Origin of the sequence: Isoptericola sp. S6320L, assembly GCF_023015685.1 — a bacterium.
Taxonomy (GTDB): Bacteria; Actinomycetota; Actinomycetes; order Actinomycetales; family Cellulomonadaceae; genus Isoptericola; species Isoptericola halotolerans_A.
The window spans coordinates 101,708-128,204 of record NZ_JALKAT010000006.1; the positions used below are offsets into that span (position 1 = coordinate 101,708).

Below are 26,497 nucleotides of genomic sequence, written 5' to 3' on the forward strand. Positions count from 1 at the left end.
GAGGTGGGGACCCGAGCGGAATGCGGTGCACCCACGGGTCGGGCTCGGGTTGTCCCTACCCTCGGCGGGAGTCGAAGAACGCGCGCAGCACGGCGGCGCACTCCGCGGCGCGCACGTCCGCCACGACCTCGACCGCGTGCAGCGCGCGCTGGTCGCGCACCATGTCCCAGACGGACCCCGTGGCGCCGGCCTTCGGGTCCCACGCGCCGAGCACCAGCCGGTCGACCCGCGCCGCGACCAGCGCACCCGCGCACATCACGCACGGCTCCAGCGTGACCACCAGCGTGCAGCCCTCCAGCCGCCATCCGCCACGGGCCGACGCCGCTGCCCGCAGCGCCAGCACCTCCGCGTGGGCCGTGGGGTCGCCCGTCTCCTCGCGACGGTTGCGCCCGGTGCCGAGCACCCGTCCGTCCGGGCCGACGACGACGGCGCCCACCGGCACGTCGCCCGTGGCCGTCGCGTGCGTCGCCTCGGCCAGCGCCGCCCCCATGAGCTCGTCCCACACGGCGCGGCGGGCACCGAGGGAGAGCGGCGGGAAGGCGTCGTCGCCGTCCGGGGCTGGCCGGTCGGCCGGGAGCTGCTGCACACCGCCAGGTTACCGAGCGCGGTCTGTTGCCCAGGACAATTTCACCCAGGTCGGATCTTTCACCCAGGGTAGACATGATGCTCTAATAGCATGCGTCCCCGTTTCCTGCCCGCTGAGCGCCTCGGTCCGCGCTCGCGCCCACCCGCCGAAGGGATCACACAGCCGTGAAGAGAATGCTCGCGAGCGCCGCCACGGCCGCGCTCGCACTGGGAGGGCTCGTCGCGACCGCGATGCCCGCCTCCGCCCATACGCCGAACGTCGACGCGAACTGCACGAGCCTCTCGCTCGACCTCAAGTGGTACCAGGAGGGCGGTGACGGCAAGACCAACACGGTGACGGTCACCGTCAACGGCGAGACGGTGCTCCAGGAGTCGTTCGGGGACGGGCACAGCACGTCGGTCCCGCTCGACCCGACCCGGGACAACAAGTGGGTCGTCCAGGTCGACGCCTGGGACGGCGACACCGGCACCGAGTACGACGCGACGCGGGACGGCACCACCACGGCCTGCCAGGAGCCCGAGCCCGAGCCCGAGAAGCTCGAGACCGCGTTCTACGTGTACCCGAAGCTGCGCGCGAACGAGCCCGCGGCCTGGGACAACTCGGGCTTCCAGACGCTGATCACGACGCGCGACGGCGAGGAGTTCTGGGAGACCCTGCCGGAGGAGTACCCCGGCGACCACTTCAACATCGAGGACCTTCCGGCGGACGCGTGCGAGTCCTGGGGCGTCCAGCAGGACGTCGTCCGGACGCAGGGGGACTTCGCGTGGTCGGAGTTCATCCACATCACGTACCCCGACGGTCCGCTCTTCGACTGGCGTCTCAAGGCCGACCGCCACACCGACCTGAGCAACTTCCTGCCCGAGTGCAGCGACGAGCCGACCGAGACGCCGGAGGAGCCCGAGAAGCCGGAGGAGCCCGAGCTCCCCGAGACGCCCGAGGCCTCTGAGCCGCCGGCGGCCCCCGAGCCCGTCACCCTGCCGGCGCCCTCGTCGGTGGAGGACTGCGAGGTCGGCAACTCGGTCGACCTGCCGGAGACCGATCACGCCACGTACACCGAGAAGTGGAACGACGACCACACCGAGGTGACGGTCACCGCCACGCCGGCCGAGGGCGTCCAGCTCGCCGACGGCGCCGAGACCGAGTGGACCTTCACCTTCACCGGTGAGATCTGCGCGAGCGAGCCCGTGGTCGTGACGCCGGAGCTGCCCACCGTCGTCGACCTGTGCGGCACCGAGAGCGACGACATCCGCGTCCCGGAGAGCTCGGACGAGGTCACCTACGAGAAGACCTCCGAGGGCATCGTCGCCACCGCCGCCGAGGGCTTCGCCTTCGACGAGCTGCCGGCCGGGTACAGCGCGGTCGACACCACCTCGGCGCTGTACACCGTCTCCGAGAGCACCTTCACCGACGAGATGTGCGAGCTCGTCCCCGGGGACATCGGCGCCGTGTGCGACGCCGAGACGCCCTACCTCGTCTACGGCGTGACCCTGCCGGAGGGGGCCCCGGCCCCGGGCGAGAACCCGCTGACCGTCACGTTCATCAACCCGGGCGGCGGGAACGACCACGTCACCACCGACCTCCCGCTCGAGGGTCGTCTGCTGTGGCCGGGTGCCTCCGCCGAGGAGCCGCTGCAGTGGCCGGGCTGGGAGCGTCTCGAGGACGGCTCGTACGTCGAGACGGACGGCAACTTCGCCTGGACCCGCGACGGCGTCCAGGTCCGGTTCGAGGTCAACCCGGACTACTCGACCGTGGTCGAGTACCCGCCGGCCTCCGAGGAGTGCGCCGACGCGCCCGCGAACATCCGTGAGGCCGCCGCGCAGACCGTCGTCGACGTCCCCGAGGACGCGCCGGAGGTCGCCGCCGAGGAGGACGAGCTCGCCCTGACGGGCGCGACCGTCGGCGTCGCCGCCGCGGTGGCGCTCCTGCTGGTCGCCGGGGGTGCCGCACTGTTCGTCGTGCGTCGCCGGCTCCACCAGGGCTGACCCGCTCCCTGAGCACTGACGACGAGGGGCCCGACCGGTGATCCGGTCGGGCCCCTCGTCGTACGGGCGGCCGCGCCGCAGTACGCCCCGGTGCGCCCCGGTACGGTGTGACCATGCGCCTGCACGTCACCGACCACCCGCTGGTCGCCCACAAGCTCAGCGTCCTGCGGGACGAGTCGACGCCCTCCCCCATCTTCCGGCTGCTGGTCGACGAGCTCGTCACCCTGCTCGCGTACGAGGCGACCCGGGACGTGCGGACGGAGCCCAAGGAGATCAGGACCCCGGTCACCACGACCACGGGGGTCAAGCTGAGCGACCCGAGCCCGATCGTCATCCCCATCCTGCGCGCGGGCCTGGGGATGCTGGACGGCATGACCCGCCTGCTGCCGACCGCCGAGGTGGGGTTCCTCGGCCTGCAGCGGGACGAGGAGACGTTCGAGGCGGTGACGTACGCCAACCGGCTGCCCGACGACCTCACCGACCGCCAGGTGTTCCTGCTCGACCCGATGCTGGCCACCGGCGGCACCCTCGTCGCGGCGATCGACTACGTGCTCGAACGTGGCGCCCACGACGTCACGGCCGTGTGCCTCCTCGCCGCGCCGGAGGGCCTGCAGGTGGTCCAGGACGCGATCGGCGACCGCGTGGACGTGCAGGTCGTCGTCGCCGCCGTCGACGAACGGCTCAACGACAAGAAGTACATCGTGCCGGGCCTCGGCGACGCCGGGGACCGCCTCTACGGCGTCGTCTGACCGTCAGCGGTACTCGCAGAGGCCGATCTTCTCCCACTGCCTCCACTGCCCCATCCACACGCCGTCCCACTGCCCGGACTCGTACCAGCGCTTGCCGTTGCCGTCGCCATGGCCGTTGCCGTTGCCGTTCCCGCCGCGCTCCCCGCCGGGCGGCGTGCCGTCCCAGCCGAGGTAGCGGTAGGCGTTCCCGTTCCACGACCGGACGTCGCCGGGGGCGTACGTCGAACCCCAGGCGACGCGCGCCGGGCACCAGCCGGCCTCCGCGGCGGTGAACGTCTCGACACCGAGCTGGGTCGACCAGTCGCCGGCGGACACCGTCCAGGTCGCTCCGCGTCGCCCGTCGACGCGTCGGCTCTCGACCGTCCCCGTCTCGCCGGCCGCCACGACGACCTCCTCGTCCAGGCCGTGCGGGCCCACCACGTGGAACGTGGTGCGCACGTTCGAGCGGGTGTTGTCGAGGATCACGCCGGCCTCGCGCCACGACGTCGCGTAGTCGCCGTACCGGTCCATCTGGACGTCACCCTGGTCGAGACGCGCGTCGGGGTCACGGACCACGCAGCGGGCCGAGTCGTGCGACGCCTCGCGGTCCGCGGTGAACTGGTTCCCCTCGATGGTGCGCTCCAGGTGCACGGTCACGGTCCCGGGCTCGACGCTCAGCGACCCGGTGTCGACCACGAACCGGGTGGAGCCGTGCGGCGCGAGGTCCTGCGTCCCGACCGCCTCCTCGTGGCGCAGGAGCGTCGCCGCCCAGGACCGACCGTCGTCGCCGGCGACGTCCACGACGACCTGTGCCGTCCCGGCGTCGCACTGCGCGGTGGCGGACACGTCGACGGTGGCCGGCCACCCCGGGGCCTCGGCACAGCTGCCGAAGCCGACGTCGATCCCGCGCAGCTCGCCGCCGTCGGTGGACACCGTGCCGGAGCTCGTGCCCCAGGGCACCCGGAGCTCGAGGGTGCCCTTCGCCCCCGCGGCGAGGCGGACCTCGTCGACCCTCCCGCCGGCCCGCGCCGTGAAGACCACCGGCAGCGTCGAGCCCGAGTTGTCCACCGGGACGGTGAAGGTCCGCCAGGACGTCTCGCTCCCGGCGTCGTAGGTGCAGGTGCCCGCCGGCTCGGCCTGGCCGGCCGCCGGCGCGATGCGGGCGCCGTCGTGGGCCGCCGTCGGCGCGACGGCCGGGACGACGCCGGAGGTCGGCTGATCGCCGTCGGAGTCGGTCACCCAGCGGTACAGCTGGAACGTCGCGGTGCCCCCGGCGAGGTCGGTGCCACCGGTCGTGCGGCCGAGCGTGACCGTGTCGCCCGCGCCGAGGCGCACCGCGTCGGTCGTCCCGCCCGCGGCGGTCATCGAGGCCTGCATCGGCTCGCTCGTGCGGTTGGTGATCGTGCCCTCGACCCGGACCTTCCCGCCGTCGTTGAGCACGGTCGCGGCGGTCTGCACGTTCCAGCTCGGGTCGTAGCACTCCGCGGCACCGTGCGACCCGGCCGAGACCGTCCGGCTGTACGTGGCGCCCCCCACCGACGTGGACAGCGTCCACGTCCCTCCCCCGGAGGGGACCCGCAGCCCGTCGGGTGCCGTGAGCGTGACCGACTCGCCGGGCGCGAGGCTGGACGACGTCGAGACCGTGGTGCCTGCGGCCTCGAAGGTGGCGGAGATCGTGCGGCCGGTGAGGTTCGTGTAGGTCCCGACGACGACGGCGTCCGCCGTGGCCAGCCCGCCGGTGGCACGGCACGACGCGCGGATGGACGCCGCCCCGGCGTTGGCCCCCTCCCACGCCCGGGCAGCGGAGACGACGGCGACCGAGCGCACCGTCGGGCCGTCACCGGGCAGCTCGGGGACGATCTTGACGTCGTAGCTGCCCTGGGCCGTCGTGCCGTCCGCGACCACCGTCGCGCTGCCCGAGGCCGACTCGCCGGGAGCGAGCTCGTCACCCGTGCACAGCCAGACCGTGGCGTCGGTCCCGTCTCCCTCCCCGGCACTGCACCCGAGCTTCCCGCCGACCCCCTGCGGCACGAGCCCGGCGGGGACCCGCACCTTCGCCGTCCACCCGGCGGCGACCGGCCGGTCGCCGCTGTTGCGCACCGCGAAGGGGATCTGCGCGAGCCCGGGGTTGGCGACCGAGACGCTGCCGGTGGCCTCCGCGGTGAGCTCCGGACCGAAGTACTCGACCTGCACGGGCGCCAGCGCGGCGCTGCGCGTCTCCACCCCGTCGGCCCAGGTCTGCGCGGTGACGGTGTACGAGCCGCCGTCGCGGACGACGAGCGGGACGGTGACCGTCCGCGTCTCGCCCGGCGCGAGCGTGCCGAGGGTGCAGAGGGCGTCCTGCGGCGCCGACGTGGGGGTGCAGGCGAGCGACTCCGACGTCAGCCGGATCCCCGCGGAGGCCCCGGACGGCGACGACGCCGACGCGTACTGCACACCGGCGGGCAGCGTGAGGAGCACATGGGAGCCGGCTGCCTCCGTCTCGCCGGGGTTGCTGACCCGCAGCGCCAGCTGGTTGGTGGCTCGCGGCGTCAGCGCGGCGTCCGGCTGGGCGACGGCGACGACCACCTCGGCGGGCGTGGGGACGACGACGTCGTCCATGACCAGGTCGGCGTCCGTCAGGAAGGGGAAGTTCACGGGGTCGGTCGGGTCGTCGCTCGGCTCCGGCGTCGGCTCGTCGCTCGGCTCCGGCGTCGGCTCGCCCGTGGGCCACGGTTCGCTCTCGGCCACGTGCAGCGGCGGGTCCGGGACCGCCGGCACCTCGTCGGAGCCGATCGCCCCGAGCACGCTGACCACGCCGGCGGTCGCGACGGCGACCGCGCCGGTGGACGCCGCGACCGTCGCTCCCGAGACACCGGCGGTGGTCGCGGCGACGGCGGTGGTCGCGGTCGTGGTGGTCACTGTGGTGGCTCCGGCCGCCGTGGCGGTGGCGGCCGTCGCAGCGCCTCCGGTCGCCGCGCTCCCGGTCGCCGCACCGGCGGTCGCCGCTCCGGCGGTGGTGGCACCAGCGGTCGTGGCACCAGCGGTCGTGGCACCAGCGGTCGTGGCGCCGGCGGTCGTGGCACCAGCAGTGGTGCTGCCGGCGGCCGCGCCGACCCCGGCCGAAGTACCCGTGGTGGCTCCCGCGGTCGCGCCGCCCGCCGAACCCGTGAGGCCGACGCCGACGCCGCCGGCAGCGCCGCTCGCAGTCCCGGCAGCAGCGCCGGCACCGAGGGCTCCCCCGGTGACCAGGCCGAGGGGCAGCGCGCCCAGCACGGCCATCCCCGCCACGCCGACGACCAGCGGTCCGATGACGCCGCGCATGCCGTGCGCGACGTCGGCGAGCTCGAGCGCCAGCGTCCGGCAGTCACCGCACACCTCGAGGTGGGCGTCGACCTGCGCGACCTCGCGGGAGGCGAGGCTCCCCCGGACGTACCCCCCGAGCAGCGCGTTGACCTTGCGGCACGAGTCCGCGGGCTCGGTGGTGAGGTGCTCCTGCAGGTAGCCGACCCGCAGACCCTCGCGCGCGCGATAGGCGAGCGCCGAGACGCCGTTGGGGGTGAGGCCCAGGATCGGCGCCACCTGTGCCGGGGTGAGCTGCTCGATCTCGGTGTACCAGAGGACCGCCTGCCACCGCTCCGGCAGGCCCTGGTAGGCGCGGGCGACGACGGTATTCTCGAACCCGGCCAGCGCGGGGTCCTCGGGCGAGGCCGACGGGCCCAGCGCCGACTCGAAGGTCCCGTCGTCCGCCGTCGGACGGGTGCGGCGCGCACGGCGGGCGAGGTCCGCGGCGAGCCGCCGCACGACGGTGAAGAGGTAGGCCCGGAAGTGCGTGTCCGGACCGTCGCCCTGCTGCAGGACACCGAGCACGCGGTGGAACGCCTCGGCGACGACGTCGTCGGCGTCGCTCACCGTCCTGACGTACTGACGGGCGAGGACCTGGGCCGCGGAGGCGTGCCGCTCGTAGAGGGCACCGTAGGCGTCGAGGCTGCCGCCGCGCACCTCAAGGATCAGCTCACCATCGCTGGGAGCTGTTCCGTCCGAACCCACGTAGACGTCGGCCACGTCGCAACCCGCTTCTTCGTCTCTCCCCCGAGCGTGCCCGTACCCGGCAGGGCACGGACGGCGTCACTCTACGCCGGATAGCCGCCGGCGGGGCGGTCGCGGGCGGGTGAATCGCCCGTGGCGCGATTCACCCGCTCCTCCGGGCCAGAACTGCGTCATGATGGAGTCCTATGAAGGTCCCTCCATCATGAGCCTCCCCTCCAGCGGCGCACCCGCCGCCGACACCCGTGAGCGCTGGCGCGCGGCCAGCCTCACGGAAGTATGGCTGCGGCCCGGCGACTGGTACCACCCTGCCGTGGACGCGCTGGTCGAGGCGGTCGAGGCGGGGCGTTCCCCCGAGGCGGCGGCACACCGCCTGGGCACCGCGCGCAGCGCCGCCGGCATCGGTCTCGACGAGACGCTGGACGACGTCGCCTGCCTGTACCGGGCCGTCGGTGCACCGCTCGACGTCGACGCCGTGCGCGGCGCCGCGCAGGGATGGGTGCTGGTGCGCGAGCGGGACCCGGCACCCAGCGGCGTCCGGGACCCGGCGACCGGGCTCCCGACGTCCGACTACCTCGGAGAACGGCTGCGGGAGACCTACGGGCGCGCCGCGGGCAACGAGCAGAGCGTCCCCGACTCGCACTGCCTCGTGGTGCTCGACGTGGCGGTGGACCAGCTGGGGGCCTGGCAGCGGATGGCCCGGGCCGCCTCGGTGGGTCGGACGCTGGACCAGGTGTTCGGCGACGGCCACCCGATGGCGTCGCTGAGCGACGGCGTCTTCGCGGTGCTCTGCGAACGGAGCCCCGAGACCGCGCGGCTGGCGCAGTCGGTCCGCAAGATCGTGGAGCGCAACGCCGAGGTGCTGGGCGTCTCCGGGAGCATGCGCCGCCCCGTGCGCGTCTGGGTGGAGGGGCTGCCGGAGTCCCACCAGCGCGCCCTCGAGCTCATCCGGCACCTGCGCCGCTGATCCGTCCCTGAGCCGCGACGAGGGCCCCGGACAGTGGAGTCCGGGGCCCTCGTCGCGTCCCGACCGGTCAGGTCGTGGCGAACGTGAGGCAGTCCGCGTGGCTCGGGTCCTGCGGTCCGGCACCGACGCGGATGGCGCTGGCGGCGCACTCGAGGTCCTCGTTGTGGACGCAGTCCGTGCGCTGGCAGGCACCGACGTGCGCGACGACCTTCTCGAGCCCGCCCTTGGTGCTGAGCGGGATGAACGTGGCGCAGGAGGCGTCGCCCGGCACGCCCGCGATCGTCACGGCCCCTGCATGACAGTCGTGGTCATGGTTGTAGCTGCAGCCGTCCACGGTGCAGCTGGTGACCTCGGGCATCTCCATCAGGGTGCTCATGATTCCGCTCCTCGTGTCAGGTCTCGTCGTCGCCGATATCTCGATCATAGGCGCGAATTCGAATCCTGCACAGGTAGCGGCGACATTCTCTCGACAGTAAGGAAAGCCTTACCAGAGAAGAATTCATTAACGAAAGAATGTCATGCCGGAAAGCATGCCCTCAGTCCCGGTGCGGCGTCGGGCGCCAGAGGACCAGCGCACCGCCCTGCTCGCGGCGCGACTCGACGTACAGCTCCGTGCGCCGCACGCGCTGCCCCCGCTGCACCGCCACGACGTCGCCGCCCGTGCCGGCGGCGAACACGCGCCCCTCCGCACGCTCGCGCTCCGCCAGGAGGCTCGCCAGCTCGTGGAGCCGGTGCTCCAGCACCGCGACGTGCTGCTCGAGGTCGAGGATCCGCTTGACCCCGGCAAGGTTGATCCCCTCGTCCTGCGCGAGGTGCTGCACCTCGAGCAGCCGGGCGACGTCGCGGCGGGAGTAGCGCCGTCCGCGGCCGCGCGTGCGCCGCGGCGTGACCAGCCCGAGCCGGTCGTACTGGCGCAGGGTCTGCGGGTGCATGCCCGTGAGCTGCGCGGCCTGCGAGACCGTCAGCACGGGTGCGTCGTCGGTGACCATCTGGACCTCCTTCGCTCCCGTCGTGGTCCGGCGGACCCGACCTTACTGGGCGGCCTTGGCCGCGAGCTCGGCGCGGACGTCCTCGCCGTCGGCCTCCGCGGCGAAGTCCTCCAGCGCCTTCCTCGCCGCCCGGCTCAGCTTCTGCGGCACCACGACCTGCACGGTGACGAGCAGGTCGCCGGTGCGCTTGGTCGTCGCCACGCCACGGCCCTTGACGCGCAGCACCCGGCCCGACGGCGTCCCCGACGGCACCTTGAGCCGCACCGTCTCGCCCGACATCGTCGGCACCTCCACGGTGGTGCCCAGCGCGGCCTCCGCGAAGGTGACCGGCAGGGTCATGCGCAGGTTCGCGCCGTCGATCGAGAACACGGGGTGCTCGGTCACGTGCACCACGATGAGCAGGTCGCCCGCCGGACCGCCGGCCGATCCCGGACGACCCTTGCCGCGCAGCCGGATCTTCTGCCCGTCGTGCACGCCGGCCGGGATGCGCGCCGTGATCTTCTTGCCGTCCACGGTCAGCTCGACCGTGGTGCCCTCCACGGCGGCACGGAACGGGAGCGTGGCGCGCGTCTCGACGTCGGCCCCCTTGCGCTGCTGCGGCCCGCCGAACCCGGCCGGGCGTCCGCCGCCCATGCTGCCGCCGAACATGGAGCCGAGGATGTCCTCGAACCCCGCCCCGCCGGACTGGTACTGCTGGTACTGGGGCCGGGCTCCGGGGCGCGCGCCGCCGGCGCCGCCGAACATCGAGCTGAAGACGTCCTCGAACCCGCCGGACGCGCCGCCGGGACCGGCGTTGAAGCGTGCGCCGCCGCCCGCCATCGACCGCACGGCGTCGTACTGCTGGCGCTGCTCGCTGTCGGACAGCACCGAGTAGGCCTCGCCGATCTCCTTGAACCGGGACTCGGCGGAGGCGTCGCCCGGGTTCTGGTCCGGGTGGTACTGGCGCGCCAGCTTGCGGTACGCCTTCTTGATGGCCGCCTGGTCGGCGTCCTTGGGGACGCCGAGCGCGGCGTAGAAGTCCTTCTCGATCCAGTCCTGACCGGTCACGACGTCCCTTCCTGGTCTGATCGGACGCGGTGGGCGCGACCCTCGGCGAGGCCGAGGGCCGCGCCCACCGTCGTCACTCGGGTCCGACGACGCCCACGCGGGCGGCCCGGACCACCTTGTCACCGATGCGGTAGCCGGGCTCGACCACCAGGTTGATCGTGGTGGCCTCGGCCTCGGCGTCCGTGTTGTGCATCAGCGCCTCGTGCAGCGTGGGGTCGAACTCCTCGCCCACGCGGCCGAACCGCTCGATGCCGAACTTCACCAGCGACGCGTCGAGCTTCTCCGCGATGGCCGCCATCGGGCCCGACAGCTCGGCGTGCTGCTTGGCACGCTCGATGTCGTCGAGCACCGGCAGCAGCGCCGCCAGCACGTCCTGCGTGCCCTGGGTGCGCGCGGCCTCCTGGTCGCGCAGCGCCCGGTTGCGGTAGTTCGTGAAGCTCGCGCGCTCCCGCTGCAGGGCGTCGAGGTTCTCCGCCGCCTGGGCCTTGGCCCGCAGCAGCTCGGAGTCCTCGACCGCCTCGCCCGAGGGCTCGAAGTCGAGCGCCTCCAGCGGGTCGCCGGCGTCGGCCGCCCCGCCCGCGGCGTCGGACGCGTCCGACGGCGTGGCCTCCGGACGCTTCTCGCCCGAGGTGGGGTCGACCTTGCGCTTGTCCCGGAAATGGAAGGGGGTGTCCCCCGAGCGGCCGTCCTCCGGCTGCTCGGGGGTGCCCTGCGTGTCGTCAGACGTCACTTGGCGTCCTTCTTGTCGTCCTCGTCGTCCACGATCTCGGCGTCGACGACGTCCTCGTCGGAGCTCTCGGGCTCCGGCGTGGTGCCGTCGGCCGCGGCGCCCTCCGCACCGGCACCGGCGCCCGCGGTCTGCTCGGCCGAGTAGAGCGCCTCGCCGATCTTCTGCGAGGAGGCACCGAGCTTCTCGTAGGCCGACTTCACGGCGTCGGCGTCCTCGCCCTCCAGGGCGGTCTTGACGCCGGCGATGTCCGCCTCGACCTCGGTGACGACGTCGGCGGGGAGCTTGTCACGGTTGTCCGCGACCTGCTTCTCCATCGAGTAGGCGAAGGACTCCGCCTGGTTGCGGGTCTCGGCCTCCTCGCGACGCTTCTTGTCCTCCTCGGCGTGCTCCTCGGCCTCCTTGACCATCCGGTCGATGTCCTCCTGCGGGAGGGCCGACCCACCGGTGATCTTCATCGACTGCTCGGTGCCCGTGCCGCGGTCCGTGGCGGACACGTGCACGATGCCGTTCGCGTCGATGTCGAAGGTGACCTCGATCTGCGGGACGCCGCGCGGCGCCGGCGCGATGCCGGTCAGCTCGAACGTGCCCAGCGGCTTGTTGTCCCGGGTGAACTCGCGCTCGCCCTGGAACACCTGGATGGCCACCGACGGCTGGTTGTCCTCGGCCGTGGAGAAGATCTCGCTCCGCTTGGTCGGGATCGCCGTGTTGCGCTCGATGAGCTTGGTCATCACGCCGCCCTTGGTCTCGATGCCGAGGGACAGCGGGGTGACGTCGATGAGCAGGATGTCCTTGCGCTCACCGCCGATGACACCGGCCTGCAGGGCGGCGCCGACGGCGACGACCTCGTCCGGGTTGACGCCCTTGTTGGGCTCCTTGCCACCGGTGAGCTCGCGCACGACGTCGGCCACGGCCGGCATGCGGGTGGAACCACCGACGAGCACCACGTGGTCGATCTCCGAGATGGAGACGCCCGCGTCCCGGATGACCGCGTGGAACGGCTCCTTGGTGCGGTCGATGAGGTCCTGCGTCATCTGCTGGAACTGCGCGCGGGTCAGCTTCTCGTCCAGGTGGACGGGGCCGTTCTCGCTCATGGACAGGTACTGCATCGAGATGTTGGTGCTCGTCGCGGACGAGAGCTCCTTCTTGGCCTGCTCGGCCGCCTCGCGCAGACGCTGCAGGGCGATCTTGTCCTTGGACAGGTCGACGCCCGCGGAGTTCTTCACCTGCTTGATGAGGTGCTCGACGATGCGCTGGTCCCAGTCGTCACCGCCGAGGCGGTTGTCACCGGAGGTGGCGCGCACCTGGATCGTGGAGAAGTCGTCCTCGTCCTTGCCCACCTCGAGCAGGGAGACGTCGAACGTGCCGCCACCGAGGTCGAAGACGAGGATGAGCTCGTCCTCCTTGCCGCGGTCGAGCCCGTAGGCGAGCGCCGCGGCGGTCGGCTCGTTGACGATGCGCTGCACGTTGAGGCCGGCGATCTGGCCGGCGTCCTTCGTGGCCTGGCGCTCGGCGTCGTTGAAGTACGCCGGGACGGTGATGACGGCGTCGGTGACGGCCTCGCCGAGGTACTCCTCGGCGTCACGCTTCAGCTTGCCCAGGATGCGGGCGCTGATCTCCTGCGCGCTGTACTTCTTGTCGTCGATCTCCTGCGACCAGTCGGTGCCCATGTGGCGCTTGACCGAGCTGATGGTGCGGTCGACGTTGGTGACGGCCTGCCGCTTGGCGACCTCACCCACGAGGACCTCGCCGTTCTTGGAGAACGCGACGACGGACGGGGTGGTGCGGGCGCCCTCGGCGTTCGCGATGACGGTGGGCTCGCCGCCCTCCAGGACGGCGACCACCGAGTTGGTGGTACCGAGGTCGATGCCGACTGCACGAGCCATGGTGGTTGCTCTCCTTCGTGACGTGGATTGAGTCGTCTGCACTCAACTTAGGACGCGGAGTCGGAGGTGTCCAGCCAAGGCGGTCAAAGTTGAGTCTGCTTCACTCAACCTCCACCGCGCGGCGACTATTCCACCTGCTGGGAGCACGTGTTCGCTGTGAGCGAACTGCGGCGCAGCCGCAGGGGCCGAGGCCCGGCGTCGGCAGCCGAGTCCCGGCCGGAGCAATGGCACGGCGAGAGGTGTGCGCGCGGCGGTACTCGTGACGGCTGTGCGCACCTCAGATCACGCTGTGCATGAATCTCACGCGCAGCGCGATTGACGTGCGCTGCGCGTGAGCCAGTCACGCCGAGCGGACACCTCTGATCCGCACACCGACAACCCCGCGCCGCGGCACGGCGACGCGCCGGACCCAGTCACGCCGCGCCCGCGGTCCGGGCAGCGTCTGCCGCCACCTCAGGCGACGCTCACACCAGCTCGACGCCGTCGGCCTGCGGCCCCCGGTCGCTCTGCCGCACCTTGAAGCGGACGCGGTCGCCCTCCTCCAGGATCTCGTCGCCCCGCACGACCGACACGTGCACGAACAGGTCCGCGCCCCCCGAGTCGGGCGAGATGAAGCCGAAGCCGCGGTCCGCGTCGTAGCGCGCGACCGTGCCCTCGCCGCCGCGCACCGGCCCGCCGGACCGCGCGGGGCGGCTCGTGCGACCACGGTCCGCGGCCCGGTCGCCGCCACCGCGCCCACCGGAGCCACGCACGAGCCGCACGTTGCGGGCGTTCGGCCCCTTGTCGCCGTCGACGACGTCGTACGTCACGCGCGCCCCCTCGGTGAGCTCGCTCAGCCCGCCCGCGAGCGCCTTGGCGTGGACGAAGACGTCCTCCCCGCCCGCCTCGGGGACGATGAACCCGAAGCCCTTGGTGCCGTCGTAGAAGGTCACCGTGCCGTCCGCGCCGTCCGCGGGGGCGGCGTGCCGGGCGGCTCGAGCCCCGAGCGGGACCAGGTGGTCCGCCTGCGGCCCCTTCTCCCCGTCGACGACGAGGAACGCCACCTGCTGCCCCTCCGTGATCACGCCGCCGGTGACGATGGCCGAGCTGTGCACGAAGATCTCGCCGCGACCGTCGTCGGGCGTGACGAACCCGTACCCCTTGGCCGGCTCGTACCAGGAGACGGTGCCGAGCACGCCCACGGGCGCGTCGGCGGCCACGTCGCCCGTGACACGCACGCGGCGCGCCTGCGGGCCCCGGTCACCCTCGCCCACCTCGAACTCGACGACCTGCCCCTCACGGAGCACCTTCGGCCCGTCGTCGCCGACGATCTCGGACGCGTGCACGAACAGGTCGTCGCCCTCGTTCCCGAGGTCGATGAAGCCGAACCCTCGGTCGGCGTCGAACCATCGGACTGTTCCCTGGGACACCTGGGACTCCTCACATCGGCAGACATTGCTGTCTCCCAGTGTCCCCGACGGAACCGCGGCCAGGCGGCCCCAGCCCCTTCCCGGGGCGAGACACTTCCCACGGTGTCGCGGCAGGCGCGGGCGGTAGCATCCAGACCTGTCCGGTGCGCCACCCCGTGTCCTGCAGCCAGCCGAGGAGCCCCTCCCGTGTCCGACATCCTGGAGCACATGGCCGTGGCCGTGCAGGCCGCCCCCGAGAACGCGCCCCTGCGCGTCCAGTACGCCCGCCTGCTGCTGGAGCACGGCCGCCACACGGAGGCGCTCGAGAACGCCAGCACGGCCCTGCGTCTCGACCCGGCGGACGGCGCCGCGCTCGCCCTCGTCACCGAGGCCGCGACCGCGCTGACGACCCGAGCACCGGCGGACCCGCCGGCGCCGGCCGAGGACGCGACGTCGTCGGGCGCTCGTGGTTTCGACTGGGATCGGGTGGAGGCCGAGCTGGGCGTCGACGTGCCGCAACCGTTCGTGGACGACGCCGTACCCGCGGGCCCGGCCGACGAGCCGTCCCTCGTCCCCGCCCGCGACGAGACCCCCTCGGCCGACGGCCTGCTCGAGGTCTCCCACGAGACGATCACGCTGGACGACGTGGGCGGGCTGGAGTCCGTGAAGAAGCGCATCCGCGAGGCGTTCCTCGAACCGATGCGCCACCAGGCCATCGCCAAGGCGTTCGGCAAGTCGCTGCGCGGCGGGCTCCTGCTGTACGGGCCGCCCGGGACGGGCAAGACGTTCATGGCGCGGGCGATCGCCGGCGAGCTCGGCGCGCGGTTCCTCACCGTGACCCTCGCGGACGTCCTCGACAAGTTCCTCGGACAGAGCGAGCAGAACCTGCACTCGCTCTTCCAGCGCGCCCGGGCGCTGGCGCCCGCCGTCCTGTTCCTCGACGAGGTCGACGCGATCGGGGGCAAGCGCACCCAGTACACCGGGTCGTCGGGCATGCGGACGGTCGTCAACCAGCTCCTGCAGGAGATGGACGGCATGGGGTCGGACAACGACGGGCTGTTCGTGCTCGGTGCGACCAACCACCCCTGGGACGTCGACAGCGCCCTGCTGCGGCCCGGCCGGTTCGACCGCATGATCCTCGTGCTCCCGCCCGACGCGCCGGCACGCCGCTCGATCCTGCACCACTACCTGGAGGGCCGGCCCGTCGCGGGGATCTCGCTGTCCACGATCGTGGACCAGACGGACGGGTTCTCGGGTGCCGACCTGGAGCACCTCTGCGCCTCCGCCGCCGAGAAGGCGATGACCGACTCGATCTCCAGCGGCGAGATCCGCCCCATCTCCATGGACGACGTCCAGGCGGCCCTGACCGAGGTGCGCCCGTCGACGACGGCGTGGCTGCAGTCGGCGCGCAACGTCGTGTCGTTCGCCAACAACGACGGACGCTACGACGAGCTGGCGGCGTACCTGCGCTCGCGCCACATGCTGTGACCGCCGGGTCACCGCCCGGGCACGACCCGGTGGCCGGGCAGGTCACCCGTGCCGAGATGCTGGTCGACGCCGGCCGGCCCGAGCAGGCGCTCGACGGCATCACCGCGGCGCTGGCCGAGCACCCGGACGACGTCCGGCTGCACCTGACGTCGGGCTGGCTGCACCTGCGTCTGCAGCGCTCCGCGGACGCACGGCGGATCCTCGAGCAGGTCGTGGCCGGCGCGCCGGACCTCGCGCAGGGCCACGTGCTGCTGTCCGTCGCCCTGCAGAACTGTGGACGGCTGGCCGAGGCGCGTGCCGCCGTCGAGCGCGCGCTCGAGCTCCGGCCCGACGACGCCGCGACGCTCGTGCAGCACGCCGACGTCCTCCTGAGCGGCCGCGTGCGACACCGGGACCGTGGGCTGGCGAGGGACCGGGTCGCCCGGGCTCTCGAGCTCGAGCCGGAGAACCCGAGCCGGTTGCTCGGCGCCGCGTCGATCCACGTCCGGCTGGGGGAACGCGACCGTGCCCGCGCGCTCGTGCGCCACGGCCTGGCGGCGGCTCCGCAGCACGAGGGCCTGCTCTACGCCGACGCCCAGCTCTCGGTGGACGACGGGCAGCACTCCCGGGCGCTCGTCGGGATCCTCGCGCAGAACCCCGAGCACGCCGAGGCGGGCTACGTGCTGTTCCTGCGCGTCTGGCAGCGGCTGCTCGCACCGATGGACACCGCCGTCGCCGTGCTGACGGCCAGCGCGCTCCTCGTGGCGTGGTTCATGAGCGACTCGCTGCACGGCTCCCTGAGGGTCTGGGCCGTGGTGCTCGCCGTGGCACTCGGCGTCTCCGCGCTGCGGTCCTGGTCGGTGCTGCGCCACGTGCCCCGTGTGCTGGTGCGCCGCAGCCTGCTGGACGGCACCTGGTCCGGACGGCTCGGTGCGGCCGGGCTGGTGGTGGGCTGGGTGGGCTCGGTCCTCGCGCTGGCCGCCCTCGTCGGGCTGCGCGACGCCGTCGCCGTCCGGTGGTTCCTCGTCCTCCTCGCGCTCACCCTCCTGGTCGCGGGGACCGGGTCGGCCGTGCTGGCGGGCACCATGCTGCGGCACGCGCGGAGCTCCGGGTACCTCGCCGCCTCGGAGCTCGGCCTGGCCCGTACTAGCGCGCTGCGCGGCAGCTACCGCGCGGCCACGGTGCGCCGGGCCGTGGTGGTAGCGCTCGTCGCGCTGCTCAGCGCTGCCGCCGCGGCGGGAGCTGCACGGCCGGACGCCCTGCCCGTCGCGGCTCTCGGCGCCGTCGCGTGGCTCCTCCCGGGCGTCCTGGTCGTCTGGCGACTCCGTGCGCTCGCCACGGCGCTACGTCGGGAGGGAGCCGAACCCGTGGGCGCCGCGCGCACCGCGGTCGCCGGGCGTGCGCGCGGTGCCGGCGGCCTCGCGGTCCTCGCCCTGGTCACCGTGGCGCTCGGCGCGGCCGGGCTGGTCGCCGTCGCGCAGGTGCCCGTCCTGCCGAACGAGCACGACGCCGACGGGCGCTACGTCACGACGCCCGACTCCGGCGACTCGGACCCGACCTGCAGCGGGTCGCGCTACACCCGGATCAGCTGCGCCCTGCGGGACAACCGGGAGCAGATGGAGGACTGGGAGGATCGCGAGCCGATCGACATCCCGACCTTCGACCTGGAGGTTCCGGACATCCCGGAGCTCGACGTGCCCGACCTCCCGGAGGTCGAGGTCCCGGACATCGAGGTCCCGGAGGACACGACGAGCTGAGGCGGGCGCTCACCCGACGACGACGCGCCGGACGCGGGACGTGCCCCGACCGAGGGCAGGTGACATGTTGAGGACGGCGTCCGGACCCGCATCCCTCGACGAGAGGCACGCATGAGCACCGTCCTGTTCTGCCCGGTGATGTTCAACCTGGCCGAGACCACGCGGATGATCCAGGTCGCCCGCGCGCTCGACCCGGCACACTCGCCGATCTTCATGGGCTACGAGCACGACTACGTCGACCTGGTCCGCGACGCCGGCTTCAGCTACCGGGCGTGCGAGCCCGCCTGGACGCGTGCCGAGCGGGACCAGGCGCTCGCGTTCGACCAGGGGCGGTCGTTCCGCAGCCCGTTCACCACGGAGCTGGTGCGCGAGCGGGTGCGGGTCGAGCGGGCCCTCGTCCGCGAGACCGGCGCCCGAGCGGTGGTCACCGGCTCGAACCTCACGTCGTTCCTCTCGGCGACGGCGGAGGGCGTCCCGCTGTACTACCCCGTGCCGTTCGCGCTGACCGCTCCGCAGGTCCGGCAGACGCCGCGGATGGGGTTCGTCGCCGGTTCGAGCGGTCTGGCCAGGACCGCGGACCGGGCCGCGACGTCGGCCTTCCGCTGGGTCTACACGTCCGCACCACTCGCCCCGAGGGCGTTCGCCACCGTGGCGCGGGAGAACGGCGTCCCCGCGCCGCGCAGCGTCGCCGAGCTGATCCGCGCGGACCACAACCTGCTCACCGAGATGGACTGGGAGCTCGACGGCTTCGACCTGCCGGACGACTTCGAGCGGGTCGGCCCGATCTTCGCCCACCTCGACACCCCCGTGCCGCCCGTCGTGGAGGAGCTGGCCGCGGCGCCGGAACCCCTGGTGTACCTCGGGCTCGGCTCGTCGGCGAGCAGGTCGCTCGTGCTGCGGACGGCGCGGGCGCTCGGCGACCTGCCGGTGAACGTCGTCGCGCCGGTGCGGCACTACCTGCGGGACGACGACGTCCTGCCGCCCAACGTCCACGTCACCGACCTGCTGCCGGCCCACCGCCTCGGCGGTCTGGTCGGTGCCGCCGTGCTGCACGGCGGCCAGGGCACGGTGCAGACCGCGTGCGCGACGGGCGTGCCGTTCGTCGGCATGGGCCTGCAGCCGGAGCAGACCTGGCACGTGCGCCGGTGCGAGGAGCGCGGCAATGCGATCGCGGTCTCGCCGCGCCGGGTCGGCACCCAGGACTTCCGCACGGCACTTCACCGCGCGCTGTTCGACCCCGCCGTGCGGACGGCCGCCGCCGAGGTCAGAGAGGCCTACGTGGGCGAGGACGGCGCGGCGGCCACCGCCCGCGTCATCGAGCGGGATCTCGCCTGAGACCGGCCGCTCAGCGGACGCGCGCGATCGCGAACCCGTCCCAGCCCTTGGAACCGACGGTCTGCAGCGCCGTCGCCTCCAGCCTCGGGTCGGCACCGAGTGCGCGCAGGAACGCTCGTGCGCCCCGAACGCTCGGGTCGTCGCTCGAGGAATCGACGACGGCGCCCCGGCGCACCACGTTGTCGCCGACGACGACGCTGCCGGAGCGTGTCAGCCGCAGCGCGAGCTCGAGGTAGGCGGCCATGTTCGCCTTGTCGGCGTCGATGAAGACGAGGTCGTACGGCTCGTGCGCGGCGTCGGCCAGTTCGGCGAGCACATCGAGCGCCGGCCCCACCTGGATCCGCACCCGGTCACCGACACCGGCATGGTCGAGGTTCTCCCGCGCCACCTCCGCATGCCGCGGGTCCAGCTCGACGGTGGTCACGTGCCCCTCGGCGCCGACGGCCCGCGCGAGCCAGATGGTGCTGTACCCGGCGAGCGTCCCCAGCTCGAGGACGCGTCGCGCGCCCGCCATCCGTGCCACGAGCGCGAGGAAGGCGCCCTGGTTCGGTGCCACCTCGATCGGCGGCAGCCCCCGCTCCCGTCCCAGCGCACGCGCCGCGACCAGGGCCTCGTCCTCGGTGACCAGCTCACCGGCCAGGTAGTCGTCGACGTCGCTCCACTGCTCCCCGGTGTCCATGCCCCGATCCTGGCACGCGGCACGGCCCCGACGACGGCTCACCCCGATATCCGCTGGACCGGGTCTCGGCCCCGCCCTAGGGTGCCGGCCATGGGAACACTGTGCTGCGCGCCGTCGACGGCGCTGCTCTTCCGCGACCGCCGCGCCTGACGGCGCGTCCGCGGGTCCACCACGCCACGCGCCGTCGTCCGGGACGTCCTCGCACCCCGGCCGCGCGTCACCTCGTCATGTCCTGACGCCTGTCGGGGTGCTCCGTTTCTCTCGTTCGGAGCGCACCCGTGCCCACCCGTTCACACCATGGCGGCCGCCATGAGCTCGGCCAGAACTTCCTCGTCCACCGCCCCACGATCGACCGTCTCGTCGCCCTCGTCGCCGCCACCGACGGCCCCGTCCTCGAGATCGGGGCCGGGGACGGCGCCCTCACCGTCCCGCTTGCCCGGCTCGGCCGGGACCTGACGGCGATCGACCTCGACGAACGCCGCGTCCGGGCGCTGCGCCGTCGCCTCCCGACCGTCCGGGTCGAGCATGCCGACGTGCTGCGGCATCCGCTGGACCGACCCGTCGTCGTCGGCAACGTCCCGTTCCACCTGACCACACCGGTGCTACGACGGCTCCTCGGCCGCGACACCTGGCGCCACGCCGTCCTGCTCACCCAGTGGGAGGTGGCCCGCAAGCGTGCCGGTGTCGGTGGGGCGACGATGATGACCGCCCAGGCCGCCCCCTGGTTCACCTTCGCGCTGCACGACCGGGTCCCGGCACGGCACTTCCGGCCCGTCCCCGGGGTCGACGGCGGCCTCCTGACCGCGACGCGCCGCCCGGAGCCGCTCGTCCCGGCCCGCGACCGCCGCGCCTACGAGGCGTTCGTCCGTCGGGTCTTCACCGGGCGGGGACGCAGCCTGGCCGACGTCCTCACCGGTGCGGCCGGTCTGCCCCGTCGCGCGTCGTCCACGCTGCTGGCCGACTGCGGCGTGACCGCGAGGGCGCTGCCGCGAGACCTGCGCGCGGAGCAGTGGGCCCGTCTGTGGCGAGCCGTCCCGCGACGCTCCGGCGTGCCCCGTGCGTGACGACTGGGTGCGGCCTCGATCGACCATGCGGTGCGGATAGCCTGCATCTCGCCGGCCGAGGACGAGGAGACGGACATGGCGCGGGACATCGAGGACGCACAGCGGGCCGGACCTGCCGGAGCCGAGGTGACCGTCACCCCGGCCCGGCGGGCGCTCCGCCCCCTCGGCTACCTCCTGGTCGGGCTCGTGTGGACGGCGTTGAGCGTCCTCGTGCTGGCCCTGGGTCCGGGGATCCTGGTCTTCGTCGCCCTCGACGGCACCATGGAGGTCGGCGGCCTCTGGGGGGACCTGACGGCCCAGCCCGGCGAGATGACGGCGTTCGCGCTGAGCGTGCCGCTGCTGGTGGCGATCTGGGGACCCGGGGTGCTCTGGTACCTGCCGTGCGCCACCTGGCCGCTGGCCGCGCTGTCGTTCGTGTACGTCGGCCGCTCGCTACGGCCCCGCCACGCCGCAGAGCCGCTGTCCCGCACGCAACGGGTCGGGCGCGGCAACGCTCTGGGCCTGCCGACGGCGTCCGGCGTCGCGCTCTCGCTGCAGCCCGTGCACCCGTCGCGGACCACCCGCTCGCTCATGCGTTGGTACGCCTCGGGCTGGCTGCCGGACGGGCACATGTTCGTCGCGACGCTGCCGGCGGGCGGTGCCTGGTTGCTGACGCTGGTCGGTCTGGCCTCGGACGTCCCGGTGCCCGCCCGGACCGCCCTGCTGGTGAGCGCCGCGTGCCTGGCCGTGTGGAGCGTCGTGCTGGGCCGGCGGGCCTGGCGACGGCGCTTCTACGGCGTCGGTCCGGGCGACGGGCCGGACGTCGCGCCGACGTCGCTGAGCCCCGAGGAGCGCCGGGCCCGGATCGCCGAGCTCCGCGCGCGCCGGGACGCGCGAGCCCGGGTGGGCCCGCTCGGATAGGTTCAGGTCCATGCCACCTGCCGCCGCCTCCGCCGTCGGGCACGACGGGTCCACCCTCGAACGCTGGGGACGCCGCGCCTGGGCGTTCGTCGGGCTGGCCCTGGCCTCGGTCGCGGTGTACCTCGGCACGGCGATGATCTCCGGGCTGGTGATCCCGCTGGTCGTCGCCCTGGTGGTCGGCGCGCTGTTCGCCCCGCTGTGCTCGTGGCTCGGCCGGTGGATGCCGCGGCCGCTCGCCGCGCTCGTCGTGCTGCTCGGGCTGCTCGCGGTCGCCGCCGGGACCCTCGGCCTGGCCGTCCGCGGCGTCGTGCAGCAGGCCGCCGAGATCGGCCGGCAGCTCACCGAGGGGTTCGAGGCCCTCCAGGCGTGGGCGGCCGACCTCGGGGTCGAGCTCCCGGACGTCGGCGCCGGCGAGGCGACCGGCCTCCCCGAGTGGGGCACGATGCTGCTCTCCGGCTTCACCGCTCAGCTCGGCAACGTGTTCTCGGGGACCGCGGCGCTGGTGATGGGCACGTTCGTCGGCGTGTTCCTGCTCTACTTCATCCTGTCGGACTGGGACGTCCTCATGCGCTGGACGGCCCGCCATCTGGGGGTCGCCGAGGACGTCGGGGCCGGGATCATCGACGACGGCACCTGGGCGATGCGCCGGTACTTCCTGGCGCTGACCGCATCCAGCGTCGTCGTGTCCGTCATCGTCGGCGTCGCCGCCTGGCTGCTCGACCTCCCGCTCGCCTTCACCATCGCGGTCGTCACGCTCATCACCTCGTACGTGCCGTTCCTCGGCGCGATCGTCTCGGGCGCGTTCGCGGTGCTCATCGCGCTCGGGTCCGGCGGCGTGGTCCCCGCCCTCGTCATGCTCGTCGTCATCCTCGTCGCCCAGAACGGCGTGCAGACGATCATCCAGACCTTCATGACCCAGGGTGCCCTGAAGATGCACCCCATCGTCATCCTGGGTTCCACCATCGCCGGCGGTGCGCTGTTCGGACTGCTCGGGGCCGCGCTGTCCACCCCGGTGGTCGCCATCCTCATCAAGATCACCGAGCGGCTGCGCGCGCTCGAGAGCCCGCCGGCACCCGACTAAGATCGGTCGATGCTCACCACGTTGCGACGCGCCGTCGCCGGCCTCTTCTGGCGGCTCAGCCGGTGGACCCTGCGGAGCGAGCCGGCCCCCGACCGGGCCGGCATCCTCATCGGTGCGCCCCACACGTCCAACTGGGACTTCGTCCTGATGCTCGCCATCTCGTGGCGGCTCGGCCTGGACATCCGCTGGCTGGGCAAGCACACGCTGTTCAACGGCTGGAAGGGCCCGCTCATGCGGGCGCTCGGCGGCATCCCCGTCGACCGCCGTGACCCCTCGCGGGTGGTCGTCGACGTCCTGGACCACGTGTCCCGGGGCGAGGTGTTCCACCTCGTCGTCACCCCGGAGGGCACGCGCTCGGGCGACGGCTGGAAGTCCGGCTTCTACCGCATCGCCCGCGAGGCCGGCCTGCCCGTCACGCTCGGCTACGTGGACCGCACCACGATGACCACGGGGCTCGGGCCGACGCTCGAGCTCACGGGCGAGGTCGGCGCCGACATGGACCGGATCCGCGCGTTCTACGCCGACAAGTCCGGGTACAACCCGGAGCTGCGCACCGAGCCCCGGCTGCGCTCGGAGGAGGGCTAGCACCGTGCCCGACGACGTTCCTCCGGTCGCGCTGCCGGCCGGCGTGACGCTGCGGCTCCTGCACCGTGACGACGGCCCCGCCCTCGCCGCCGCCTACCGCCGCGACCGCGAGCACCTGGAGCCCTGGGAGCCGGCCCGACCCGCGGCGTTCTACGAGGCCGCGTACCACGCCGCACGCATCCCCGTGCAGCTGCTGGAGCACCTCAACGGGCGCAGCACGCCCTTCGTGCTGACCCGTGGGGCGGACGTCGTCGGGCGGGTCACGCTGAGCGACGTCGTCCGCGGGGCGTTCTGCAACGCCCACCTCGGCTACTGGCTCGCCTCCGACCTCACCGGACGCGGCGTGATGACCGCGGCGGTCGAGGCGGTCGCCGTCTTCGCCCGCGACGACCTCGGGCTGCACCGGCTGCAGGCGGCGACGCTCCTGCACAACACGGCCTCTCAGCGGGTGCTCGATCGCACCGGCTTCGCACGCATCGGTACCGCCCCGCAGTACCTGCGCATCGCCGGCCGCTGGCAGGACCACGCGCTGTTCCAGCGCATCCTGCCGGACGACGAGGCTCCCGCCTGACCGCGAGGCGGTAGCGGCCAGACGGGAGGTTCGTGGGCGCCGGGGCTAACCGTGCGCCACGATGACGGGGCAGGGCACGTCGCGGGTGAGCCGGTCGGCCACCGACCGCAGGACGCGGCCGGTCAGCGGCGTGTGCCGGCGCCCGCCCACCACCACCAGGTCGTGGCGGCTGAGGCGCGAGACCAGGACGTCGACGCACGACCCGTGCCCGAGCTCGACCGACCACTGCACACCGGGGTACTTCTCTCCCCAGCGCCGCATCTCGTCGTGCACGCTCGCGAGCGCCTCGTCCTGGTACTGGTGGACCCAGCCGCCCGCCGCGGCGTAGGGCCCCGCGACGAGGTCCCTGGTCAGCGCGTGCACGGCCGCCAACGGCGCCCCGGCGTGCCGGGCCTCGTCGAACGCCAGGTCCAGCACCCGGTTCAGGTGGTCGTCGAAGTCGACCGCGGCCACGACCCGCCACACCGGCCCGACGGCGTCGGCCGGGCACGCGGACTGCAGGGCGACGGGGTCGATCGGCACCACCGCGACCGGGCCACGGGCCATCGCCGAGACGGCCGACGACACCGAGCCCAGCACCAGCCGGTCCAGGGCGTGCCGCCCGCGCCGTCCCACGACGACCAGGTCCGCCACGGCCGACCGTTCGACCAGGACCCCCGCGGGCGCACCCTCGACGACCTCGGCGTCGATGTCGTCGGACTCCGGGACCGAGCCGGGCCGCAGGTGCCGCTTCTCCGCGAGGCGACGCAGCGCCGTGTCGGTCACGCCCTGCGCCTCCGCCCGCAGCGCTGCTGGGCCGAGGCCGTACCCGTCGGCGGAGGGCGTCGTCGTGACCTCGTAGGCGGTCACCACGGTCAGGCCCGTCCGACGACGCACAGCCTCGGCCGCCGCCCATTCCAGGGCCTGGTCACCGGCCGACGACCCGTCGATCCCGGCGACCACTCCGTACCGCGTGGTGCTCATGGCGTCCTCCTTCGCTCCTGGGACCAGTACGCCACGGCGCCGCAGGCCTCCGGCAGGGGCGCGCGCCCCCTGCCGGCAGGTCGAAGGTCCCGGGCCGGACAGCTCGCACGCCGCTACGGTGGGCCCATGACCGACGACGTGGACGTCCTGCTCGAGGCCGTGCTCTCCGTCGGTCGTGGACTCGAGCTCGAGGGCACCCTGCACCGCGTCGTGCAGACCGCCGCGGACGTGGCCGACGCCCGGTACGCGGCCCTCGGCATCATCGGTGAGGACGGCCGGATCGCCCAGTTCCTCACCGCCGGGCTCAGCGAGGAGGAGATCCGGGCCATCGGTCCCTACCCGCGTGGACGCGGGCTCCTGGGTGAGCTGATCCGGCACCCCGTCCCGTTGCGGCTCCCCGACATGAGCGCGGACCCTCGCTCGGTCGGGTTCCCGGCCCACCATCCCCCGATGCGGTCGTTCCTCGGGGTGCCGCTGCAGGTCCACGGCAGACCGTTCGGCAACCTGTACCTCACGGACAAGCGGCACGGCGGGGAGTTCAGCCCGCACGACCAGCGCCTCGTGGAGGCGCTGGCCTCCGCGGCGAGCGTCGCCGTCGAGAACTCCCGGCTGTACGACGAGGCGACGCTGCGGGAGCGGTGGGCGCACGGCAACGACGAGATCTCCCGGCGGGTGCTGGAGGGCGATCCCCCGGAGCTCGTGCTCGACGCCGTGGCGCAGGAGGCGCTGCAGGTCGCCGCAGCGGACGTGGCGGTCCTGGCGACCGTTGCCGTGGACCAGGACGACCACCTCCAGGTGCGTTCCGCCCACGGTCCCGGCACGGAGGGGCTGGTCGGCACTTTCGTGCCGCTGGAGGGCACGTTCGCTGCCGAGGCCTATACCGCGGGCCGTCCGGTCGTCACGCACGACGCCGCGTCGGACCGCCGCCAGACCCTCTCGTTCAACCCGCCGAGCGTCGTCGGTCCGTTGGCCGCGCTGCCGCTCGGCGGGCCGGGCCGGACGTCCGGCGTCCTGACCGTCGGGCGCCGGCTCGGCACGCCGCCCTTCCCGCGGGTGGTCATCGACGCGCTGGCGGCGTTCGCCGCGCAGGCAGCCGTGGCCCTCGAGCTCGCCGAACGACGCCACGACGCCGAACGGCTCGCGGTCGTGCGCGACCGGGACCGCATCGCCCGGGACCTGCACGACCTCGCGATCCAGCGTCTCTACGCCACCGGTCTGTCGTTGGAGGGTGTCGGCCGTCGCCTGCAGGACCGGTCCGACGCGACGGCCGACGCGGAGCGGGTGGGTCGCGCCGTGACCGACCTCGACGAGACGATCAGCCTGATCCGCACCACGATCCGTGGGCTGCAGCCGTCCACGGGCACGGTCCGGCGGGTGGGCCTGCGCGCCCGCCTCGTGGCCGAGGTCGACGCCGCGTCGCACGCCCTGGGCTTCACCCCGGCGCTCCACATGGCCGGCCCGGTGGACACGCTCGTACCACCCCCGACGGCGGACCACCTCGTGGCGGTGCTCCGGGAGGCGTTGTCCAACGTCGCCCGGCACGCCGGCGCCCAGCGGGTCGGCGTCGAGCTCGTCGCGGGCGACGACGTCGTCCTCACCGTGTCCGACGACGGCCACGGGATCCCCGCCGACGCCCGGCGCAGCGGTCTGGCGAACCTCGAGCGCCGCGCCCTCGAGCTGGGCGGGACGCTCACCGTCGCATCTGCGCGGCCGGGCACCACGCTGTGCTGGCGCGTCCCGCTGGACGGGTAGGGCCGTCGTCGGCGGGA

Annotated in this window: 22 protein-coding genes; 12 read left to right on the top strand and 10 right to left on the bottom strand. The window is 73.6% G+C overall.

Annotation, left to right across the window (positions count from 1 at the left end):
- Positions 1 to 55 precede the first annotated feature (55 nt).
- Positions 56 to 490 (bottom strand): nucleoside deaminase, encoded by a 435-nt coding sequence (locus MWU57_RS05610; protein WP_246907965.1) that lies wholly within the window; start codon positions 488 to 490, stop codon positions 56 to 58.
- Between the two features lie 260 nt (positions 491 to 750).
- Here MWU57_RS05610 and MWU57_RS05615 point away from each other — a divergent pair, with 260 nt between their 5' ends.
- Both MWU57_RS05615 and upp read left to right on the top strand, forming a co-directional pair.
- Positions 751 to 2,568, top strand: a complete 1,818-nt coding sequence (locus MWU57_RS05615) for a hypothetical protein (protein ID WP_246907879.1) — start codon at positions 751 to 753, stop codon at positions 2,566 to 2,568.
- A 113-nt stretch (positions 2,569 to 2,681) separates the two neighbouring features.
- Positions 2,682 to 3,317, top strand: a complete 636-nt coding sequence (gene upp / locus MWU57_RS05620; protein WP_106269639.1) for a uracil phosphoribosyltransferase — start codon at positions 2,682 to 2,684, stop codon at positions 3,315 to 3,317.
- A 3-nt stretch (positions 3,318 to 3,320) separates the two neighbouring features.
- On the opposite strand, the gene MWU57_RS05625 is transcribed toward upp, so the two are convergent.
- Positions 3,321 to 7,340, bottom strand: coding sequence for a sigma-70 family RNA polymerase sigma factor (locus MWU57_RS05625; protein ID WP_246907882.1), 4,020 nt, complete (start codon positions 7,338 to 7,340; stop codon positions 3,321 to 3,323).
- 187 nt (positions 7,341 to 7,527) lie between these two features.
- Between MWU57_RS05625 and MWU57_RS05630 the strand changes: the two genes are divergently transcribed.
- A complete protein-coding gene (locus MWU57_RS05630; protein ID WP_246907885.1) occupies positions 7,528 to 8,289 on the top strand; it encodes a hypothetical protein in 762 nt (253 codons plus the stop codon).
- 67 nt (positions 8,290 to 8,356) lie between these two features.
- On the opposite strand, the gene MWU57_RS05635 is transcribed toward MWU57_RS05630, so the two are convergent.
- The 6 genes from MWU57_RS05635 to MWU57_RS18035 all read right to left on the bottom strand — a co-directional run bounded on the left by MWU57_RS05635 (position 8,357) and on the right by MWU57_RS18035 (position 14,347).
- Entirely contained in the window at positions 8,357 to 8,665 is a 309-nt protein-coding gene (locus tag MWU57_RS05635) for a DUF1540 domain-containing protein (protein ID WP_106269641.1), read from the bottom strand.
- 160 nt (positions 8,666 to 8,825) lie between these two features.
- A complete protein-coding gene (locus MWU57_RS05640) occupies positions 8,826 to 9,278 on the bottom strand; it encodes a heat shock protein transcriptional repressor HspR (RefSeq protein WP_106269642.1) in 453 nt (150 codons plus the stop codon).
- Positions 9,279 to 9,320: 42 nt separating this feature from the next.
- The gene (locus MWU57_RS05645; protein ID WP_246907887.1) at positions 9,321 to 10,325 is read right to left on the bottom strand and encodes a DnaJ C-terminal domain-containing protein; all 1,005 of its coding nucleotides are present in this window, start codon (positions 10,323 to 10,325) and stop codon (positions 9,321 to 9,323) included.
- Between the two features lie 73 nt (positions 10,326 to 10,398).
- Entirely contained in the window at positions 10,399 to 11,055 is a 657-nt protein-coding gene (gene grpE / locus MWU57_RS05650; RefSeq protein WP_246907890.1) for a nucleotide exchange factor GrpE, read from the bottom strand.
- Complete coding sequence (gene dnaK, locus MWU57_RS05655) at positions 11,052 to 12,938, bottom strand: molecular chaperone DnaK (protein WP_246907894.1); 1,887 nt, start codon at positions 12,936 to 12,938, stop codon at positions 11,052 to 11,054. The genes grpE and dnaK overlap by 4 nt, the downstream gene beginning before the upstream one ends.
- A gap of 464 nt (positions 12,939 to 13,402) precedes the next feature.
- Entirely contained in the window at positions 13,403 to 14,347 is a 945-nt protein-coding gene (locus tag MWU57_RS18035) for a cold shock domain-containing protein (protein WP_308221140.1), read from the bottom strand.
- 186 nt (positions 14,348 to 14,533) lie between these two features.
- Here MWU57_RS18035 and MWU57_RS05670 point away from each other — a divergent pair, with 186 nt between their 5' ends.
- From MWU57_RS05670 to MWU57_RS05680, 3 genes are all read left to right on the top strand, one after another.
- On the top strand, positions 14,534 to 15,814 hold the full coding sequence (locus MWU57_RS05670; RefSeq protein ID WP_246907897.1) for a 26S protease regulatory subunit: 1,281 nt from the start codon (positions 14,534 to 14,536) through the stop codon (positions 15,812 to 15,814).
- Positions 15,811 to 17,550: a tetratricopeptide repeat protein gene (locus MWU57_RS05675; protein ID WP_246907899.1), complete on the top strand. Its 1,740-nt coding sequence runs from the start codon at positions 15,811 to 15,813 to the stop codon at positions 17,548 to 17,550. The genes MWU57_RS05670 and MWU57_RS05675 overlap by 4 nt, the downstream gene beginning before the upstream one ends.
- Positions 17,551 to 17,661: 111 nt before the next feature.
- Positions 17,662 to 18,885: a glycosyltransferase gene (locus MWU57_RS05680; RefSeq protein ID WP_246907901.1), complete on the top strand. Its 1,224-nt coding sequence runs from the start codon at positions 17,662 to 17,664 to the stop codon at positions 18,883 to 18,885.
- Positions 18,886 to 18,895: 10 nt separating this feature from the next.
- On the opposite strand, the gene MWU57_RS05685 is transcribed toward MWU57_RS05680, so the two are convergent.
- Positions 18,896 to 19,564 carry an O-methyltransferase gene (locus tag MWU57_RS05685; RefSeq protein WP_106269651.1) on the bottom strand — a complete coding sequence of 223 codons (669 nt, stop codon included), beginning with the start codon at positions 19,562 to 19,564 and terminating at the stop codon, positions 18,896 to 18,898.
- A 278-nt stretch (positions 19,565 to 19,842) separates the two neighbouring features.
- On the opposite strand from MWU57_RS05685, the gene erm reads away from it, so the two are divergent.
- The 5 genes from erm (at position 19,843) to MWU57_RS05710 (ending at position 23,765) form a co-directional block, all read left to right on the top strand.
- Positions 19,843 to 20,628: a 23S ribosomal RNA methyltransferase Erm gene (erm, locus tag MWU57_RS05690; RefSeq protein WP_246907903.1), complete on the top strand. Its 786-nt coding sequence runs from the start codon at positions 19,843 to 19,845 to the stop codon at positions 20,626 to 20,628.
- 75 nt (positions 20,629 to 20,703) lie between these two features.
- Positions 20,704 to 21,528 carry a hypothetical protein gene (locus MWU57_RS05695; RefSeq protein ID WP_246907904.1) on the top strand — a complete coding sequence of 275 codons (825 nt, stop codon included), beginning with the start codon at positions 20,704 to 20,706 and terminating at the stop codon, positions 21,526 to 21,528.
- A gap of 10 nt (positions 21,529 to 21,538) precedes the next feature.
- Positions 21,539 to 22,609 carry an AI-2E family transporter gene (locus MWU57_RS05700; RefSeq protein WP_246907906.1) on the top strand — a complete coding sequence of 357 codons (1,071 nt, stop codon included), beginning with the start codon at positions 21,539 to 21,541 and terminating at the stop codon, positions 22,607 to 22,609.
- Between the two features lie 9 nt (positions 22,610 to 22,618).
- Positions 22,619 to 23,194, top strand: coding sequence for a 1-acyl-sn-glycerol-3-phosphate acyltransferase (locus tag MWU57_RS05705; protein WP_106269655.1), 576 nt, complete (start codon positions 22,619 to 22,621; stop codon positions 23,192 to 23,194).
- Positions 23,195 to 23,198: 4 nt separating this feature from the next.
- On the top strand, positions 23,199 to 23,765 hold the full coding sequence (locus tag MWU57_RS05710; protein ID WP_246907908.1) for a GNAT family N-acetyltransferase: 567 nt from the start codon (positions 23,199 to 23,201) through the stop codon (positions 23,763 to 23,765).
- Between the two features lie 45 nt (positions 23,766 to 23,810).
- Here the strand turns inward: MWU57_RS05710 and MWU57_RS05715 are convergent, their stop codons facing one another.
- A complete protein-coding gene (locus MWU57_RS05715) occupies positions 23,811 to 24,728 on the bottom strand; it encodes a universal stress protein (protein WP_246907910.1) in 918 nt (305 codons plus the stop codon).
- A gap of 126 nt (positions 24,729 to 24,854) precedes the next feature.
- On the opposite strand from MWU57_RS05715, the gene MWU57_RS05720 reads away from it, so the two are divergent.
- Entirely contained in the window at positions 24,855 to 26,480 is a 1,626-nt protein-coding gene (locus MWU57_RS05720) for a GAF domain-containing sensor histidine kinase (protein ID WP_246907911.1), read from the top strand.
- Positions 26,481 to 26,497: the final 17 nt, after the last annotated feature.

Coding starts and splice junctions, on each gene's coding strand:
- MWU57_RS05610 (WP_246907965.1), bottom strand. CDS start 490: ATGGGGGCGGCGCTGGCCGAGGCGACGCACGCGACGGCCACGGGCGAC.
- upp (WP_106269639.1), top strand. CDS start 2,682: ATGCGCCTGCACGTCACCGACCACCCGCTGGTCGCCCACAAGCTCAGC.
- MWU57_RS05630 (WP_246907885.1), top strand. CDS start 7,528: ATGAGCCTCCCCTCCAGCGGCGCACCCGCCGCCGACACCCGTGAGCGC.
- MWU57_RS05635 (WP_106269641.1), bottom strand. CDS start 8,665: ATGAGCACCCTGATGGAGATGCCCGAGGTCACCAGCTGCACCGTGGAC.
- MWU57_RS05640 (WP_106269642.1), bottom strand. CDS start 9,278: ATGGTCACCGACGACGCACCCGTGCTGACGGTCTCGCAGGCCGCGCAG.
- dnaK (WP_246907894.1), bottom strand. CDS start 12,938: ATGGCTCGTGCAGTCGGCATCGACCTCGGTACCACCAACTCGGTGGTC.
- MWU57_RS05680 (WP_246907901.1), top strand. CDS start 17,662: ATGAGCACCGTCCTGTTCTGCCCGGTGATGTTCAACCTGGCCGAGACC.
- MWU57_RS05685 (WP_106269651.1), bottom strand. CDS start 19,564: ATGGACACCGGGGAGCAGTGGAGCGACGTCGACGACTACCTGGCCGGT.
- MWU57_RS05695 (WP_246907904.1), top strand. CDS start 20,704: ATGGCGCGGGACATCGAGGACGCACAGCGGGCCGGACCTGCCGGAGCC.
- MWU57_RS05700 (WP_246907906.1), top strand. CDS start 21,539: ATGCCACCTGCCGCCGCCTCCGCCGTCGGGCACGACGGGTCCACCCTC.
- MWU57_RS05705 (WP_106269655.1), top strand. CDS start 22,619: ATGCTCACCACGTTGCGACGCGCCGTCGCCGGCCTCTTCTGGCGGCTC.
- MWU57_RS05715 (WP_246907910.1), bottom strand. CDS start 24,728: ATGAGCACCACGCGGTACGGAGTGGTCGCCGGGATCGACGGGTCGTCG.
- MWU57_RS05720 (WP_246907911.1), top strand. CDS start 24,855: ATGACCGACGACGTGGACGTCCTGCTCGAGGCCGTGCTCTCCGTCGGT.